We start from the raw sequence: 16,051 nt of genomic DNA, 5'->3' as shown, positions 1-16,051 counted from the left end.
TTTTGTTAAAAAACACAAAGCGTTTGCTATTTTTACAAGAGATAATGGAACAAGCACTCGCCAATTTTAAATCTGTATTCGACGGTGACCTTTTTTATGATGTACTTCATAAAGGGATCTATGCTACAGATGCTTCCGTCTACCGAAAACTCCCCCTTGCGGTTGCTTATCCGAAAAGCACTCAAGCCATTCAACAGCTTATTCAATTTGCTACCCAAAATAAAACATCCCTTATCCCGAGGACGGCGGGTACTTCCTTGGCAGGTCAATGCGTGGGTGATGGTATAGTCGTAGATGTTTCCAAATATTTTACTGAAATTATTTCGTTGGACACAGCCGCTAAAACGGTCACCGTACAACCGGGCGTTATTCGTGATGAATTGAATATGTTCTTGGCAGCACACGGGCTGTTCTTCGGTCCAAATACTTCAACTTCCAATCGCTGCATGATAGGGGGCATGGTAGGGAATAACTCAAGCGGTACCACATCTATTCAGTATGGTGTGACAAGAGATAAGGTGGTAGGCCTCACCACACTTTTGTCCAATGGAGAAGAAGTACATTTTAAACCGCTTTCGAAAGCTGCCTTCATCACGAAGACAAAGTTGGATTCTTTGGAAGGTCTTATTTATAAAACACTCTATGAGGCATTGTCTCCCGAAGTGGTTCAGGAAGAAATTCGGAAAGAATTTCCCAAACCGGAAATACACCGAAGAAATACCGGTTACGCCATCGACTCCTTGCTTGATACCGCCGTTTTTAGCAATTCTGAAAAGCAGATAAATATTTGCTCGCTGCTCTGCGGAAGCGAAGGAACCCTCGCTTTTACTACCGAAATCACCTTGCAGCTGAACGAACTTCCGCCTCCACATACCGCTATGGTTGCTGCCCATTACAACAGTTTGAAAAACTGTCTGAACGATGTTAACAGAGTTATGGAACACCAATTACATACCTGTGAGTTGATGGACGACGTAATTTTGGCCTGCACCGCAAAGAACAAAAAATACGAATCCTATCGCTATTTCGTAGAAGGTACCCCCAAAGCTTTACTCTTGCTAGAATTAAAGGCTACTACCGAAGTTGAGCTGGAAAAACAATCCAATGCCTTACTCCAGACATTGTCAACATCGGGATTGAGCTATGCCACGCCCGTATTGAGAGGGGAAGGAATTAAAATGGCCCTAGAGCTGCGAAAGGCAGGGTTGGGTCTGTTGGGAAACATGGTGGGAGACCGAAAGGCGGTCGCCTGTATTGAAGACACCGCTGTGGCCTTGCCCGATTTGCCCCATTTTATAAATGAGTTCTCCGATCTGATGGAACGCTACGACCAGCAAGCTGTGTATTACGCCCATGCGGGGGCAGGCGAATTGCATTTACGACCTATCCTTAATTTAAAGAAGCGGCAGGACGTTGATTTTTTTAGGAAGATCACCACCGAAGTGGCGCTGCTAACAAAGAAATATAAGGGGTCTTTCTCTGGTGAGCACGGTGACGGAATTGTTCGCGCCGAATTTTTACCCATGCTTATAGGAGCCAACAATTACGCGCTTTTAAGGCGAATTAAATATACCTTCGACCCGAATAATATCTTCAACCCCGGGAAGATCGTAGACGCTTTTAAAATGGACGAATCGCTGCGCTATGAGATAGATCGGGAAGAGCCCGTCATTGAGACCCTATTAAATTTTAACGATTCGGAAGGGATACTGCGTTTGGCAGAAAAGTGCAACGGAAGTGGTGACTGCCGAAAATCTCCCGAAGCCGGGGGTGCCATGTGCCCCAGCTATCACGCAACCAAGAATGAAAAAGACACCACACGTGCACGTGCGAATGCACTGCGCGAGGTACTTACTAATAATGAGGCGGTCAATAAGTTTAATTCGAAGGAGTTAAAGGAGGTATTCGATCTGTGCCTTAGCTGTAAGGCCTGTGCTTCGGAATGCCCCAGCAATGTTGATATTGCCAGTGTAAAGGCCGAATTTTTATATCAATACCAAAAGGCAAATGGAGTTTCAAAAGCCGACGCATTCTTCGCGAACAGCAGTAAACACTACAAACTGGCCTCAAAGTTTCCCAAACTGGTCAATTGGGCTTTTCAGAAACCGTTTGTATCAAATTGGATCAAAAAGAACAAGGGAATTGCAAGAGAAAGAAGCCTTCCGAATATTTCAATTAAAAGTTTCAGTAAGCTATTACAAGAAGCTACATATCAAGAATATATAGAAAAAAATAAGTTGTATTTATTCGTAGATGAGTTTAGCAATTATTTGGAAGCCAACATTGCTCAGGACAGCTTTGAATTGTTAGTCGGTTTGGGATATAACGTTGGTGTGGTAACTCATTTGGACAGTGCCAGGGCCTTACTTTCAAAAGGATTTTTAACAGCGGCCAAGCAGCATGCTAATAACAATATTGATTACTTAAAGGAATTAATTTCTGAAAACAACCCCTTAATAGGTATAGAACCTTCGGCTATTCTTGGGTTTCGAGATGAATTCCTGCGGTTAGCCGACAATGTGGAAGCGGCTACTGTTATTTCAAAAAATACCTTTTTAATCGAAGAGTTTTTGGCTTCGGAAATAGAAAAAGGACATATTACAGCCTCGCAATTCACTTCAGAAAAAAAACAAATTAAGATACATACACATTGTCACCAAAAGGCATTGAGCAACCAGAAGGTCACCTTTGATATCTTAAACCTCCCTAAAAACTATACACCCACCATCATTCCGGCGGGTTGCTGTGGGATGGCAGGTAGTTTTGGTTATGAAAAGGCACATTACGAACTGAGTATGCAAATTGGGGAACTTAAATTGTTGCCGGCAGTACGAAAAAGTGCGGAAAACACGCTAATAGCGGCCAACGGAACCAGTTGTAGACATCAAATCAAAGACGGAACCGGGCGGGACGCCTTGCATCCTGTTACTATTTTAAGAAGGGCATTGCTGTAGTTGAGGGGAGTATTTAGAATTTTAAGTGGTGTAAAAAGATTAACCAATTTGTTATTTTTAGGAGTCGATTTTTAAATTTACATTTGTTGAAAACAGGTCTATGGCAGGAAATTCCTTCGGAAGCATATTCAAACTTACCACCTTTGGCGAGTCACACGGCCAAGCGATTGGTGGGATTATTGATGGTTGCCCGGCAGGATTGTCTATAGATTTTAAAGCCATTGAAACTGAAATGGCCAGAAGAAAACCGGGACAGTCGGCTATCGTAACCCAACGTAAAGAATCCGATGCAGTCGAATTTCTCTCCGGAATTTTTGAAGGGGTGACTACCGGAACCCCTATTGGTTTTGTCATTAAAAATACAAACCAGAAATCCGCTGACTATACTCATATAAAAGATACCTACCGTCCATCCCATGCCGATTATACATACGATAAGAAATACGGCATTCGAGATTATCGAGGTGGCGGAAGGTCTTCGGCCAGAGAAACGGCCTGTAGGGTAGTGGCAGGAGCCATTGCCAAACAATTGCTGAAAGACATTAAAATCACTGCCTATGTTTCGGGCGTAGGAGAATTACAGCTTCAGAAAAACTATTCAGAAGTAGACTTTTCAGAAATCGAAAAAAATCCGGTACGCTGCGCCGATGCCGAAATGGCCCTTCAAATGGAGGCCTATATCAAAGAAATTAGAAAACAAGGTGATACTGTAGGCGGTATAGTGACCTGTGTGCTACAAAATGTTCCCCTAGGACTGGGGGAACCTGTTTTCGATAAACTGCATGCCCAACTGGGCAAGGCCATGCTGTCCATAAACGCGGTAAAGGGATTTGAATATGGCAGCGGATTTGCAGGTACGCATTTAAAAGGGAGTGTGCACAATGACCTTTTTAATGAAGATGGAAGCACAAAAACCAATTATAGCGGTGGTATACAAGGAGGCATCAGTAATGGAGCCGACATTTATTTTAAGGTGGCCTTTAAACCCGTCGCAACCATCATGCAGTCGCAAGAAACTATAAATTCGGAAGGCGAAAAGGTAGCAATGCAAGGCAGGGGGAGACACGATCCCTGTGTGGTTCCAAGGGCGGTACCCATCGTTGAAGCTATGGCAGCACTAGTGGTAGCCGATTTTTGGTTACTGAACAAAACAGCTAAATTGTAAATTCAAAATCTATCTATGAAAAAACTGGCACTACACTGGCAAATTTTATTGGGAATGGTTCTAGGGGTCATCTTCGCATTGATCATGACCAACTTTACCTGGGGAGCGGACTTTATAGGCGATTGGGTAAAGCCCTTCGGAACTATTTTTATAAATGCGCTGAAGCTGATTGCAATCCCCCTTATCCTAGCGGCATTGATCAAAGGTATATCCGACTTAAAGGACATTTCAAGCCTTTCAAAAATGGGGATTCGCACCATAATTACCTATGTACTTACCACGGTGATTGCCGTTTCAATAGGTATTGGGGTGGTGAGCACCATTAAGCCGGGGACGTCCATCAATGAAGATACGAGAAACGAATTAGTGGAGGCCTATGGTGGTGACGCCGAACAAAAAAGGCAAGACGCCCTTAAGCAAAAAGAAGCGGGGCCATTACAAGCTTTGATTGACCTGGTACCGGAAAATATTTTTAGTGCCGCTTCTAGTAATCGCAATATGTTACAGGTAATTTTCTTTTCCGTATTTTTTGGAATAGGACTGATTTTAATACCTGAGAAAAAAGCGAGAACGGTCAAAGAATTCTTTGACGGGTTTAATGAGGTGATTCTAAAAATGGTCGATCTAATAATGTTGGCGGCTCCCTACGGTGTGTTTGCTTTATTGGCGGCGCTGGTTGTAGAAGCCCCAAGTGCCGACTTATTTGCTGCACTTGGCATGTATGCCCTGTCTGTGGTTGTTGGTTTGACATTGATGATTGGCGTATACCTCTTATTAGTAAAAATATTTACTAATAAATCTCCCTTGTTTTTCTTAAACGGAATCGCTCCGGCGCAGTTACTTGCATTTTCTACCAGTTCGAGTGCTGCTACGCTGCCGGTGACCATGGAGCGTGTAACCGAACACCTTGGTGTTGACGAAAAAGTTTCCAGTTTTGTCTTACCCATTGGCGCAACCATAAATATGGACGGAACAAGTTTGTACCAGGCCGTAGCTGCCATATTCATTGCCCAAGCCTTTGGCATGGACTTAACTGTTGGAACACAACTCGGAATTATTGCAACCGCAACCTTGGCTTCTATCGGCTCGGCAGCTGTACCCGGCGCCGGCATGGTGATGCTTGTAGGAGTATTGGGCTATGCCGGTATTCCTGAAGCCGGACTAGCACTTATCTTTGCTGTAGACAGACCCCTAGATATGTGTCGTACGGTGATAAACGTAACAGGGGATGCAGCCGTTTCTATGATGGTGGCCAAGTCGCAAGGAAAACTGGGCGAACCGAAGGTGAAGGATTGGGATGATCATTATCCAAAGAAAAAATAAAGTCAGGTTTTACAACTAAATACTTTTTTTTGTACTTTTAAGCTTCTCACCAAAACTTAATGAATTCCTCAGGCAAGATTAACGTCTTAGCCTGAAAGGCTATGACCTAAATGCTCATAGTATGAAAAGAATTTATGTAGTGATCGTCACCCTGTTTATTTCGAATGTAAATGTATCACAGGTCGGAATTGGAACCACAAATCCGTCACATGCAGCCATGTTAGAAGTAAGTGCAATCTCCGGCACCGACTACAAAGGCTTGATGCCACCGAGGGTGGCTACGCAGACCGAACGCGATGCCATCAATGCTACCTCCATCGATAGCGGCCTGTTGGTTTTTGTAGAGAACACCGGAACCTTCGAAATATGGAACGGTATTTTTTGGGAAACCATCTACACACTATCCACACAGGCACAGACCTTGGCATTTCAGGATTTTGACACCAATCTGAGTTGGAATTACACCGTAACACCTGCGTTCTATAACACGGCCGGTGATATTTGGGATACCGTCGCCTCTTTAGGCAGTGGAACGAGTGCCATAGATCTTGTTTCCGGATACTTTTTGGGATGTAGAGATCTGAATAACCCAAACGGTGGAGGAAATATTTTCCACGAAATCGCCTTTGTCAATGTAGCTGTTTCCGGCGTTGTCAATGCCCGTATTGCATTCGATTATGACGTATTCGAATTTGACAACGGGGACGATGTGCGTTACGAATTGTTTTACGACGATGTAGGGCAGGGGCAGGTGGTTTTAATAAACGGTGCCGGCGATTATTCCGAAGAAGGCACCCTCATCCTCAACATTCCCGGTTCGGTAACCAATGTGCGCCTAACACTGGGAATTATTCAAAACGGGGATGCCGATTTCGCAGGCTTTGACAATTTTAGAGTTTATGGGCAGTGAAGTCTTAAAACCGGTATCACTTTGAAATTTCAGTAGAATTGCTATCTTTATTTCGAACAAATACCGGCCTTCATGAACGTTTGCTTTATCATGTATCCTTGGGAAGAAATTAAACCCGAAGACGACTCAACCTTAGCGATGATCCACGAATTTGTAAAACGCGGACATGGCGTAGCGATTACCACACCGGCTAATCTAACGATACGTGACAGTGTGGCGTTTGCCTTTTCGAAGTGTATCAAGCGAAAAGAAAAAATTTCGAGCAGCCTGAAGGCTTTTCATACCAGAACCGAGTTCTACGATGAAATGCTTCCCCTGGCAGGATTCGATGTTATTATATTGCGTAGCAATCCACCTCTGGATATGATTATGCTCAATTTCTTGGATTCGGTAAAGGACGATGTGTTTATCATGAACGATCTAGACGGTATACGACGCGCTAACAACAAGTTGTATACAGCTGTATTTGAAGACGAGAACAACGAAATGATACCGCGAACGCACGTCACCAAGAACAAGGAATACCTCAAAAAAACCATCAAAGAGGGGCCAGATAAAATGATCCTCAAACCCTTGAATGGCTTTGGCGGCTCCGGTGTTATCTTAATTGAAAAGCGGGCCATGCTGAGTATCAATTCGCTTTTAGATTTTTATATTGACAATGCCGATGGCACCTCAAATTATGTGATCCTACAAGAATATATTGAAGGAGCCGATCAAGGAGATGTGCGCATCCTATTGCTGAACGGGAAGCCCATAGGCGCTATGAAACGCGTCCCGGGTGAGGAAGATCATCGCTCCAATGTTAGTGCCGGGGGCTCGGTACAAAAACATTCCCTGAGCAAAAAGGAAAAGGAATTATGCCGACGTATTGGTCCGAAACTTGTAAAAGACGGTCTGTATTTTGTTGGTATCGATGTGATCAACGATATGTTGGTGGAAGTAAACGTAATGTCTCCGGGAGGCATCACCTATATGAACAGGGTATACAAAACCAAAGTACAGGAAAAGATCGTAGACTTTGTGGAGGACAAGGTATTGGAACGGGTGGCCGCCTTCGAAAGAAGACACAAACTGCGTAAACATGTGGACGAAGCCTAATGGAAAGACTTTCTGTTTCTGAAATAATGGGTCGAATTGAGGCGGAAGCCCATTTTGAAGCGATTGCTGAGGACTATTCCTTTACCCTTAAAATTGAAGAATACGTTCCCTATGTCTGTGGTGCGGTTCACGATGGGCATCAATTCAGAAAGGAACTCTGGGACAATTGCCTTCATACCGAATACGATCGCTGGTTTGAAGAAGATCCCTGTACCAAGGAATTCGTAAAAACACACCCCATTGTGATCGCCGGTTGCGACAGTCGGTTTGAATACGACCTAAATCGCGAACCCGAAAGTGCCATCTTCGATACGGCTTGGGGGAAACAACTTTGGAAAACGCCACTCGACAAAGAACAACACGAAAAAAGTCTGGCAAAGCACAGCAATTTCTACAAGGTAACGCACGCACTCATTAATAAACTAGAAGCGAAATTTGGTGTTGCTGTGGTCTACGATATGCACAGCTACAACTGGCGCCGTTGGGACAGAGAGGTGCCGGTCATTAATTTGGGAACGTCTAATATAGACAACGATCGCTTCGGAAGTGATGTAGAACGTTGGCGACAGTCGCTTTCAGAATTGATACTACCCAATCTCAAGGAGGTAAGTTCAAAGATCAATGACACCTTCTTCGGAAATGGATATTTTCTGAAATACATTACGCAGAACTTCAGAAATACCTTAGTTTTGGCAACTGAATTCAAAAAGATCTATTGTGACGAGTTACAGCAGCGTGTATTTCCGGAAGTAGTTGCGGCTATTGAGCAACAGCTTCAGAAAAAAATAGTGGAACACGCCAATTCGTTTTACAATATCCATAAAAAAGAGGCATGAGTCGTATCGACAGTCTAAGAAAAGAAAATCCGAATTTATTCCGAATTGACCACCAGTTAAACCTTTTGGTGCAGAAGATTGAACTCCTCAACTATATCAATCCAACCAATATTGAACAGGAAAAACGCAATTTCTTCTCGTCAAAATACAATATCAATCCCAACTTCAAATACCGGAAGATTGACTTCAACGCTCATAAGGTGCAGCAGGAATTGTTTTCACAGGATATTGATACCATACTGGATGACAGGTCCCGTGCATTCTACCAAGATGTGATCTACGATTATTCGGGACTGGTGCAGTGTATAGAAACCATTGGGCAGGGTAGGAAGTTCTATTACAATGCCCTAAAATCGTTTGGAACTCCGACACAGAAAGACGTAGAGAATGCCCAATTCATTTTGCATTTTGAAGACGATACCTACGATCAAGAAATGTTTCCAATCTTTAATGTGGATGAAGCGGAGGCCTATTTCCAGAAATTTACACAGCGCTACGACTTCCAACTAAAAATAAAACATTCTACCAAATTGGCTGCCGCAGCCATGGTGCTTAACAACACACAAACCCTATTACTCAAGAAAAACCACCGCTTTAGTACCAATCAGTTAAAGGTTTTGGCCAATCATGAGATTGGCGTGCATTTGGTGACTACTTTTAACGGACTCAATCAAGCCTTAAAAATATTTCACAACGGATTTCCAAACAATGTGGAAACACAGGAAGGGCTGGCGGTTTTTAGTGAATATATGAGCGGTTGTTTGACGCTACACCGATTAAAAGAGCTTTCGTACAGGGTGATAGCAGCCGACAGTTTGCACAAGGGTTTTAATTTTTGTGACACCTTTGATCTCTTGCACAATCAGTATAAGTTGAATCGGGAAGAGTCCTATAATATTAGCCTTCGAGCCCATAGAGGAGGTGGATTTACCAAGGATTATATGTACCTCACCGGACTTAAGAAGGTGTACAACTATTACCAGACGGAAGGCGATCTGGATGCGTTAATGGCGGGCAAAGTTTCCATGGAGCATGCCGATATTGTTACCAAATGGCAAACGGAAGGCTTGGCACAGCCTATACGCTATCGCAATTTGGCTTTTACTTCGAATGAGAATACAAATGCAAAACTGAATTTTATACTTCAGAACCTCAAATAGCTACAAAAATTTCTTTTTTAATTCGGGTGTTGGGATCATACAGCTTTCCTTTTTTCCGAACCATTTATAGCGGTTCTTGGCAATATAATCGTATACCCAATTTCGAATAAATCGCGGTACAATCATAAAGACATACAATAGGGGATAGCCTCCGGAAAGAGATTTGGCCGCCGTTAATGCAGCCGATGATTTTTCAAGGTGTTTGTCTCCATCAATCAGAATAATCGAATCGGTCTTGGAGGTATCAATTTGATGCTTTTCAACTAGTGAGGCACCAATTTCACTCTGCAAAGCGGCAAACCGAAAACGGTCCTTCTTGTCCCGCTTAATAATAAAGGTCACCGAAGCATTGCACAAATTGCAGACACCGTCGAATAGAATGATTTTATGCGTCTTTTCGGTTTCCATTATACCTTCTCCAGTTCTTCCATATTCACATTGGTGGTAAACATACCGTAGTTTACAATGGCCTTGTGCTTTTCAATGGTATCGATGGTGCCAATCGCCCTCCCATCGATCATACGAACACGGTCACCCACCTTAAGCACCACCTTTGGCTTTGGTGGCGGTGCTTTCTTCGCCTCCTCCTTTTCCTTCTTTTTCCGTTCTCGAATTACAGCCACCTTTTTTTCAACTTCTACTTCAACCTTTCGTTCCTTCTGTTTTACTGCGCGTTTGACCTTGGGTGCTAACTTCTTTCGCTTGCTGTTTTCCACCATCACCAATTTGACCAATTCGTCTATGAGTTCCTTTTTACGTTTGTTGTTAAAGTATTTTTCTGAAAGCGCATCGAATTTCTTGCCCAGGGCGATAAGCTTTTGGTTGGCATCGTACAATTCCTGATAGCGCTCCAACTTTTCCTGAACGCGAGCGTTCACTTCTTCCAGTTGCTTTCCTTCCTCACGTGCTTTCTGTTCTTCTGTCTTTAAACTTTCGGAGGTACGCCGAAGTTGCGAACGTTCCTTCTGTAAATTGGCAATGGTCTTGTCGAAGCGAATCTTCCCGCGCTCGATCTTTTTCTTCGCCTTATTGATCAAACTATAAGGGATTCCATTTTTTTGCGCTACTTCGAAGGTGAAAGAACTACCTGCCTCTCCTAGATGTAGCTTATACATGGGTTCTAGGCTTCGGCTGTCAAATTGCATATTGGCGTTCATGGCATGAGGTAATTCATTTGCCAACAACTTCAAATTGGTATAATGCGTCGTAATAATACCAAAGGCTTCGCGTTCGTAAAACACCTCCAAAAAAGTTTCAGCAAGGGCACCGCCTAATTCTGGATCACTTCCCGTTCCAAATTCATCAATTAAAAAAAGCGTGTTCTTGTTGCACTTCTTTAAAAACTGATTCATTTTTTTGAGTCGGTAACTATAGGTGCTCAAATGATTTTCGATGGACTGATTATCCCCTATATCGGTAAGGACGCGATCGAAAAAGCAAAGCTCACTCTGTGGCTCACACGGAATAAGCAGGCCACTTTGCAACATAACCTGCAGTAGGCCCACCGTTTTGAGGGTAATGCTCTTTCCACCTGCATTTGGCCCGGATATCACAATAATGCGCTTTTCGTGCTCCAATTCGATGGTCTGAGGATAGGTCTTTTCTTTTCGTTTTTTATTAGATACCCATAAAATTGGGTGGAAGGCTTTTTCAAGGTAAATCCGCTTTTCCTTTGTAATGACCGGCAGAATTCCGTTGATCTCACGCGCGTACCTTGCCTTGGCGTACAAAACGTCGATTTGGATTAGGTAGGACTGAAATTCTTTTAGCAAATCCTTATGCGGGCGGATAAACTCGGTCAGCGCTTTTAAAATGCGTTTTACCTCTTCCTGTTCTTCGTATTCCAGATTGCTGAGCTCATTGGTAAATTCCAATGTGTCCTGAGGCTCCATATATACGATACTACCCGTCTTGGAACTCCCCAGAACAGCACCGTTCACCTTTTTGCGATACATGGCCTTTACCGCCAACACACGTCGGTTCTCAACGATGGTTTCCTTGATATCGTCCAGATAATCGGCCTGCGCATAGCGAGACAAGGCCTTGGTAAAAGACGAATTGATCTGACCCTTTACCTGTTGTAATCGCCGTCTGATGCTCAAGAGTTCATCGGAGGCATCGTCTTTCACTTCACCGTATCTATCGATTACTTTTACAATAGCTTCGGAAAAGATTGGGGTATAATTTATTTCTGAAGAAAAGGCATGCAGGAACACATAGAATTCTTCGTACTTGGTAAAAAACTGAAGTAGTGTTTTGGTGGTTTCCGAAACACTTAGAATTCTCCGAAAACCGGCTACTTCCAAGGAGCTATTTTCAATGCCCAACAGCTTGAGCTCTTTAAAAATAGGTTCAAATCCGTGATTGGGAATAGGATTGTCTCCATGGAGTGATGCTGTAAATTCCTTTAGGCGGTATAGTTCGGGAATTATGGCGTCCGTTTCTTGAAACGGACCAATGGCAAGCACGCTTTCGGTTCCGGGCTCTGTGATACAGAAGTGAGCCACCTGCTGTAAGACAGTCGGAAATTCAAGGTCTTCTAAAGTTTTTTTTCCAATGCGAACCATTCCTTTTTATTCTTGTAATTTTACAAACTGGAAGCACAAAAGTACTAATAATGGATGTAAAAATTGAGCCGACATGGAAGGAACAATTGGGTGGTGAGTTTGGCGCAGCCTATTTTAAAAAACTCATTGCGTTTGTCAGAAGTGAATATAGATCGCAGCCTTGTTTCCCACCCGGAAATCGGGTCTTTGCAGCCTTTGATCATACCTCCTTCGAAAAAGTAAAGGTGGTGATCATAGGGCAGGACCCCTATCACGGACCGGGACAGGCCAATGGATTGTGTTTTTCGGTGGCCGATGGTGTTGCCAAACCTCCTTCATTACAAAATATTTTTCGGGAGATCAATTCAGACTTAGACATCCCCATCCCCAATACTGGAAATTTGGAACGCTGGGCAGAGCAGGGGGTATTGTTGTTGAATGCGACACTTACGGTGCGAGCCCATGAGGCAGGAAGCCATCAGAATAAGGGGTGGGAGCAATTTACCGATGCGGTGATTGATACGCTTTCCGCAAGACGAGATGGGTTGGTTTTTTTACTATGGGGTGGTTATGCAAAAAAGAAAGGTTCGAAGATAGACAGTAGGAAGCATTTGGTATTGAGCAGCGGTCATCCATCGCCATTAAGCGCCAACAGAGGCTATTGGTTTGGCAATAAGCACTTCAGTAAAACAAATAAGTATTTAGAGGAACATAAAAAAACACCAATTAAATGGTGATATAAATAGAACTGGGGAGATGTATTTCTATTCTTCTTCCGGAAAATCGTGTTCGGTGGCATCATTGCAACTAAACTGTAACAACAAGAAGTTTGTTACTAGTAAGCCCCCCAAAACAATAAAAAAAGTGGTCATAACTATTGTATTTATACAACTAAGATGCACAGGTTGATTTAGGGTTGCGTGATTTCTTAAAAAAATATTAATTTTTTTATGGGAGCTCGTTATTCAGTGAACAACAAGGCTTCGGAAGGCACAATCTTCTTGATAAGATCCAAGGAAAACAACTCTTTTTGTACACGTTTCGCTTCGAGCTCGGAAAGCTGTTGCTGACTCCAGTCTGTCAGGCTGAGCCATTGCTGCACGTCCTCGAGTTTCTGACCGTAGCGTGTAGCAATAAGGGCATCGATATCGGGAATACGCTTAAACGTCCGGGTTGTTTTGTTGATGATGTCCAAGATATTTTGAATCGCTTTCGCATCCCGCTCCAAAACTTCATTTCGCACCGCGATGACAAAACAAGGCCAGGGGGTAGGACATTCACCAACCATCCGAAAAAGACCTTCATCCACATAGGGCTTGGTAGTAAATTTTTCCCATAAAAAATAATCCCCTTTACCATTAGGCAAACTCTCTAGGGCACCTTCCAAATCTTTAATCACCTTAAACTTTAAGTCGGATTCTTTGTCCCAACCCTGATTTTCGGCATTGACATAGGCCATTAGGTGGGAGCCGCTTCCAAAGCGACTAATGGCAGCATAGGTTCCTTTAAGGTCGGCAACAGATTTATACGAAGCATTTTTAGCAACATGTATGCCCCAGATAAGGGGTGATTTCACAAATACTTGTACGATCTTAGACGGATTCCCTTTTATAATGTCCCGGATGATGCCTTCGGTCAAGATCACGGCCATATCGATCTCACCCTCCCTAAGGGCTTTGCACATCTGACCTGTCCCTCCATGGTAATCCTTCCACCGCAAATTCACACCTACCTCATGATATTCCTTATTCCGCAAGGTGAGATACCATGGTAAATTAAAATGCTCGGGTACGCCACCTATCTTTAAATTTTTCATCCTACTAAATGATCTAAGGTATATTGTATAAGTCCATCGACGGTAGCCATGGAATCTTTACTGAAAGTGCCCTGTGCTCTGTTGGCTATTATGGCATTGAGCGATACGGCTCGATGTCCGAGTAGTTTGGCCAAGCCATAGATTGCCGCGGTTTCCATTTCGAAATTGGTAAGCCGTATTCCCTTATACGAAAAAGATGCAATCTTATCTTGCAATGTTTCGTCTTGCAACGCAAGTCGCAACACACGTCCCTGAGGTCCGTAAAACCCCACGTTGGTTCCGGTTAATCCCTCGTGCATTTTTTCCGAAGAAAACAACCGCAGCAGTGCTTCATCTGCAGCTACCACATACGGCGTGGCATTGATTTTATTCCATTGCGTATGCTTTATAAAAGCTTCGGAAAGCGTTCGATTTAAAATATCTTCCGTGGCATAAAAATGAAGCAAATTGTCGAGGCCGATTGCAGAATGACTCATTAAAAATGAATCCACCGGAATAGTGGCTTGTATGGATCCGGACGTTCCAATTCTAATAATAGTTAAAGAAGATAGGTCTTTTTTGATGCTGCGCGTAGTAAAATCGATATTCACCAAGGCGTCCAGTTCATTTAAAACAATATCGATATTGTCCACGCCAATGCCACTGGAAATCACAGAAATCCGCTTTCCCTTATAGGTGCCGGTATGTGTGATGAATTCCCTATGCGCCGCTTTTACTTCAATGTGATCAAAATAGTTGGAAACCATGGCCACGCGATCTGGGTCACCTACTGTTATGATCGTATCGGCAATTTCACCGGGCAGCAACCGCAAATGGTAGATGCGTCCTTCGGGGTCGAGGATTAATTCAGATTCGGGGATTCTAATAGCTTTTTTATCCGCCAACACGTTTTGTTTTAAAACCTTTCTCCTTTAAAAATGCCATGATCTTATCGCGATAATCTCCTTGAATAATAATTTGCTCGTTCTTAAAACTCCCACCTACGCTTAGAAATTGTTTCAACTCCTTTGCCAGTTGCTTAAAGTCGCTATCGGCTCCGGTATATCCTTCGATAATCGTTATGGGCTTTCCCTTGCGCTTTTCGAACTTACAAATAAGCGGGTCGTCCTGCATCCAAATAGCAGGTTCGCCATGCTCCTCCGGTGTTTCGGAAGCCACATGCTCCGGAAATAAGTTCTTAAGCTGATCCTGTAAATCCATTACTTTTTAATAAGTCCAATTTCTACCAACCGCTGATGTAGGAAGTCACCTGCTGTAATATCATCGAATGCTTTGGGATGCTCTGCATCCACACATTCCGGTAGGCAATTGAGTTTCATATCACTTCGAGGGTGCATAAAGAATGGAATGGAATACCGCGGCGTGCCCCATTGTTCTTTGGGCGGATTTACCACACGATGGATGGTAGACCGCAGTTTATTATTGGTATGACGCTCCAGCATATCGCCCACGTTTATCACTAATTCGTCTTCTTCGGGGATGGCATCGATCCATTGACCATCGTTTCGCAGCACCTGTAATCCGCCGGAGGAAGCACCCATTAATAAGGTAATTAAATTGATGTCGCCATGGGCGCCTGCGCGAACCGCTCCTTTTGGCTCTTCGGTAATAGGAGGGTAGTGGATGGGCCGTAAAATGCTATTGCCATTGGTCACCCAATAATCGAAATAATGCTCATCGAGGCCAATATAAAGGGCCAGAGCTCGCAATACATAGACCCCTGTTTTTTCCAACATACGATAGGCCTCCATACCAGTGGCATTGAAGTTTGGTATTTCGGTGACGGTAACATTGTCCGGGTAGCTATCGGGGAGATTTGCATCGGAAGCAGGTTCTTGACCAAAATGCCAAAATTCTTTTAAATCGCCTTCCTTCTTGCCTTTGGCGTGTTCCTTTCCGAAGGAAACATAACCACGTTGTCCACCCAATCCTTCAATTTCATATTTTTTCTTGGCGCCTAGCGGTAAGGCAAAGAACGCCTTCACCTCCTTATATAGATTCTCAACCAGCGCATCACTCAGAAAATGATTTTTCAATGAGACAAAGCCAATTTCTTCGTAGGCCTTTCCAATTTCGTCAACAAACTTTTGCTTTCTATCCGGATCTCCCGATATGAAATCGGCTAGGTCAACACTAGGTATATTGTTCATAAGAATTGTATTTTAGTCTACAAATATACCAAATTCAGCCAGCAATTCCGAAGAGAAAAAAGTGGTATTATTTCTTTATTACACTGGGTT

At 43.3% G+C, this 16,051-nt stretch carries 14 protein-coding genes; 8 read left to right on the top strand and 6 right to left on the bottom strand.

The genetic code is table 11. The features are described from left to right. Positions 1-44 precede the first annotated feature (44 nt). From K8F54_RS03345 to K8F54_RS03315, 7 genes are all read left to right on the top strand, one after another. Positions 45-2,954 (top strand): FAD-binding and (Fe-S)-binding domain-containing protein, encoded by a 2,910-nt coding sequence (locus K8F54_RS03345; RefSeq protein WP_290786992.1) that lies wholly within the window; start codon positions 45-47, stop codon positions 2,952-2,954. A gap of 100 nt (positions 2,955-3,054) precedes the next feature. Next, a complete protein-coding gene (gene aroC, locus K8F54_RS03340) occupies positions 3,055-4,119 on the top strand; it encodes a chorismate synthase (RefSeq protein WP_290786989.1) in 1,065 nt (354 codons plus the stop codon). Positions 4,120-4,134: 15 nt separating this feature from the next. After that, the gene (locus K8F54_RS03335; protein WP_290786986.1) at positions 4,135-5,442 is read left to right on the top strand and encodes a dicarboxylate/amino acid:cation symporter; all 1,308 of its coding nucleotides are present in this window, start codon (positions 4,135-4,137) and stop codon (positions 5,440-5,442) included. Between the two features lie 121 nt (positions 5,443-5,563). Beyond that, positions 5,564-6,352 (top strand): hypothetical protein, encoded by a 789-nt coding sequence (locus tag K8F54_RS03330; RefSeq protein WP_290786983.1) that lies wholly within the window; start codon positions 5,564-5,566, stop codon positions 6,350-6,352. A gap of 72 nt (positions 6,353-6,424) precedes the next feature. After that, positions 6,425-7,453 (top strand): glutathione synthase, encoded by a 1,029-nt coding sequence (gshB, locus tag K8F54_RS03325; RefSeq protein ID WP_290786981.1) that lies wholly within the window; start codon positions 6,425-6,427, stop codon positions 7,451-7,453. Continuing rightward, positions 7,453-8,289, top strand: a complete 837-nt coding sequence (locus K8F54_RS03320) for an N-formylglutamate amidohydrolase (RefSeq protein WP_290786978.1) — start codon at positions 7,453-7,455, stop codon at positions 8,287-8,289. The genes gshB and K8F54_RS03320 overlap by 1 nt, the downstream gene beginning before the upstream one ends. After that, positions 8,286-9,449: a tyrosine/phenylalanine carboxypeptidase domain-containing protein gene (locus K8F54_RS03315; protein ID WP_290786976.1), complete on the top strand. Its 1,164-nt coding sequence runs from the start codon at positions 8,286-8,288 to the stop codon at positions 9,447-9,449. The genes K8F54_RS03320 and K8F54_RS03315 overlap by 4 nt, the downstream gene beginning before the upstream one ends. Here the strand turns inward: K8F54_RS03315 and K8F54_RS03310 are convergent, their stop codons facing one another. Beyond that, positions 9,450-9,857, bottom strand: a complete 408-nt coding sequence (locus K8F54_RS03310) for a thiol-disulfide oxidoreductase DCC family protein (RefSeq protein WP_290786973.1) — start codon at positions 9,855-9,857, stop codon at positions 9,450-9,452. It lies immediately after the preceding gene. Further along, a complete protein-coding gene (locus K8F54_RS03305) occupies positions 9,857-12,016 on the bottom strand; it encodes a DNA mismatch repair protein MutS (protein WP_290786970.1) in 2,160 nt (719 codons plus the stop codon). The genes K8F54_RS03310 and K8F54_RS03305 overlap by 1 nt, the downstream gene beginning before the upstream one ends. 50 nt (positions 12,017-12,066) lie before the next feature. On the opposite strand from K8F54_RS03305, the gene ung reads away from it, so the two are divergent. After that, positions 12,067-12,732 carry a uracil-DNA glycosylase gene (gene ung, locus K8F54_RS03300; RefSeq protein WP_290786967.1) on the top strand — a complete coding sequence of 222 codons (666 nt, stop codon included), beginning with the start codon at positions 12,067-12,069 and terminating at the stop codon, positions 12,730-12,732. A gap of 224 nt (positions 12,733-12,956) precedes the next feature. On the opposite strand, the gene K8F54_RS03295 is transcribed toward ung, so the two are convergent. Genes K8F54_RS03295 through K8F54_RS03280 form a run of 4 tightly spaced genes read right to left on the bottom strand, consistent with a single transcriptional unit; the run spans position 12,957 to position 15,961 of the window. Then, complete coding sequence (locus K8F54_RS03295) at positions 12,957-13,811, bottom strand: substrate-binding domain-containing protein (RefSeq protein ID WP_290786965.1); 855 nt, start codon at positions 13,809-13,811, stop codon at positions 12,957-12,959. Next, on the bottom strand, positions 13,808-14,695 hold the full coding sequence (locus K8F54_RS03290; RefSeq protein WP_290786962.1) for a nucleoside phosphorylase: 888 nt from the start codon (positions 14,693-14,695) through the stop codon (positions 13,808-13,810). The genes K8F54_RS03295 and K8F54_RS03290 overlap by 4 nt, the downstream gene beginning before the upstream one ends. Continuing rightward, positions 14,685-15,011 (bottom strand): translation initiation factor, encoded by a 327-nt coding sequence (locus K8F54_RS03285; RefSeq protein WP_290786959.1) that lies wholly within the window; start codon positions 15,009-15,011, stop codon positions 14,685-14,687. Before K8F54_RS03285 ends, K8F54_RS03290 begins: the two co-directional genes overlap by 11 nt. Beyond that, the gene (locus K8F54_RS03280) at positions 15,011-15,961 is read right to left on the bottom strand and encodes a 2-oxoglutarate and iron-dependent oxygenase domain-containing protein (RefSeq protein WP_290786956.1); all 951 of its coding nucleotides are present in this window, start codon (positions 15,959-15,961) and stop codon (positions 15,011-15,013) included. The genes K8F54_RS03285 and K8F54_RS03280 overlap by 1 nt, the downstream gene beginning before the upstream one ends. Positions 15,962-16,051: the final 90 nt, after the last annotated feature.

Origin of the sequence: Altibacter sp. (assembly GCF_019913785.1) — a bacterium.
In the GTDB taxonomy this organism is placed as follows: domain Bacteria; phylum Bacteroidota; class Bacteroidia; order Flavobacteriales; family Flavobacteriaceae; genus Altibacter.
Note: the sequence above shows the minus strand (reverse complement) of the source record. Positions and strands in the feature narration are given on the sequence as shown.

Excerpts from the sequence above, each read along its gene's own strand:
- K8F54_RS03345 (WP_290786992.1), top strand. The coding sequence starts at position 45 with ATGGAACAAGCACTCGCCAATTTTAAATCTGTATTCGACGGTGACCTT.
- aroC (WP_290786989.1), top strand. The coding sequence starts at position 3,055 with ATGGCAGGAAATTCCTTCGGAAGCATATTCAAACTTACCACCTTTGGC.
- K8F54_RS03335 (WP_290786986.1), top strand. The coding sequence starts at position 4,135 with ATGAAAAAACTGGCACTACACTGGCAAATTTTATTGGGAATGGTTCTA.
- K8F54_RS03330 (WP_290786983.1), top strand. The coding sequence starts at position 5,564 with ATGAAAAGAATTTATGTAGTGATCGTCACCCTGTTTATTTCGAATGTA.
- gshB (WP_290786981.1), top strand. The coding sequence starts at position 6,425 with ATGAACGTTTGCTTTATCATGTATCCTTGGGAAGAAATTAAACCCGAA.
- K8F54_RS03320 (WP_290786978.1), top strand. The coding sequence starts at position 7,453 with ATGGAAAGACTTTCTGTTTCTGAAATAATGGGTCGAATTGAGGCGGAA.
- K8F54_RS03315 (WP_290786976.1), top strand. The coding sequence starts at position 8,286 with ATGAGTCGTATCGACAGTCTAAGAAAAGAAAATCCGAATTTATTCCGA.
- K8F54_RS03310 (WP_290786973.1), bottom strand. The coding sequence starts at position 9,857 with ATGGAAACCGAAAAGACGCATAAAATCATTCTATTCGACGGTGTCTGC.
- K8F54_RS03305 (WP_290786970.1), bottom strand. The coding sequence starts at position 12,016 with ATGGTTCGCATTGGAAAAAAAACTTTAGAAGACCTTGAATTTCCGACT.
- ung (WP_290786967.1), top strand. The coding sequence starts at position 12,067 with ATGGATGTAAAAATTGAGCCGACATGGAAGGAACAATTGGGTGGTGAG.
- K8F54_RS03295 (WP_290786965.1), bottom strand. The coding sequence starts at position 13,811 with ATGAAAAATTTAAAGATAGGTGGCGTACCCGAGCATTTTAATTTACCA.
- K8F54_RS03285 (WP_290786959.1), bottom strand. The coding sequence starts at position 15,011 with ATGGATTTACAGGATCAGCTTAAGAACTTATTTCCGGAGCATGTGGCT.
- K8F54_RS03280 (WP_290786956.1), bottom strand. The coding sequence starts at position 15,961 with ATGAACAATATACCTAGTGTTGACCTAGCCGATTTCATATCGGGAGAT.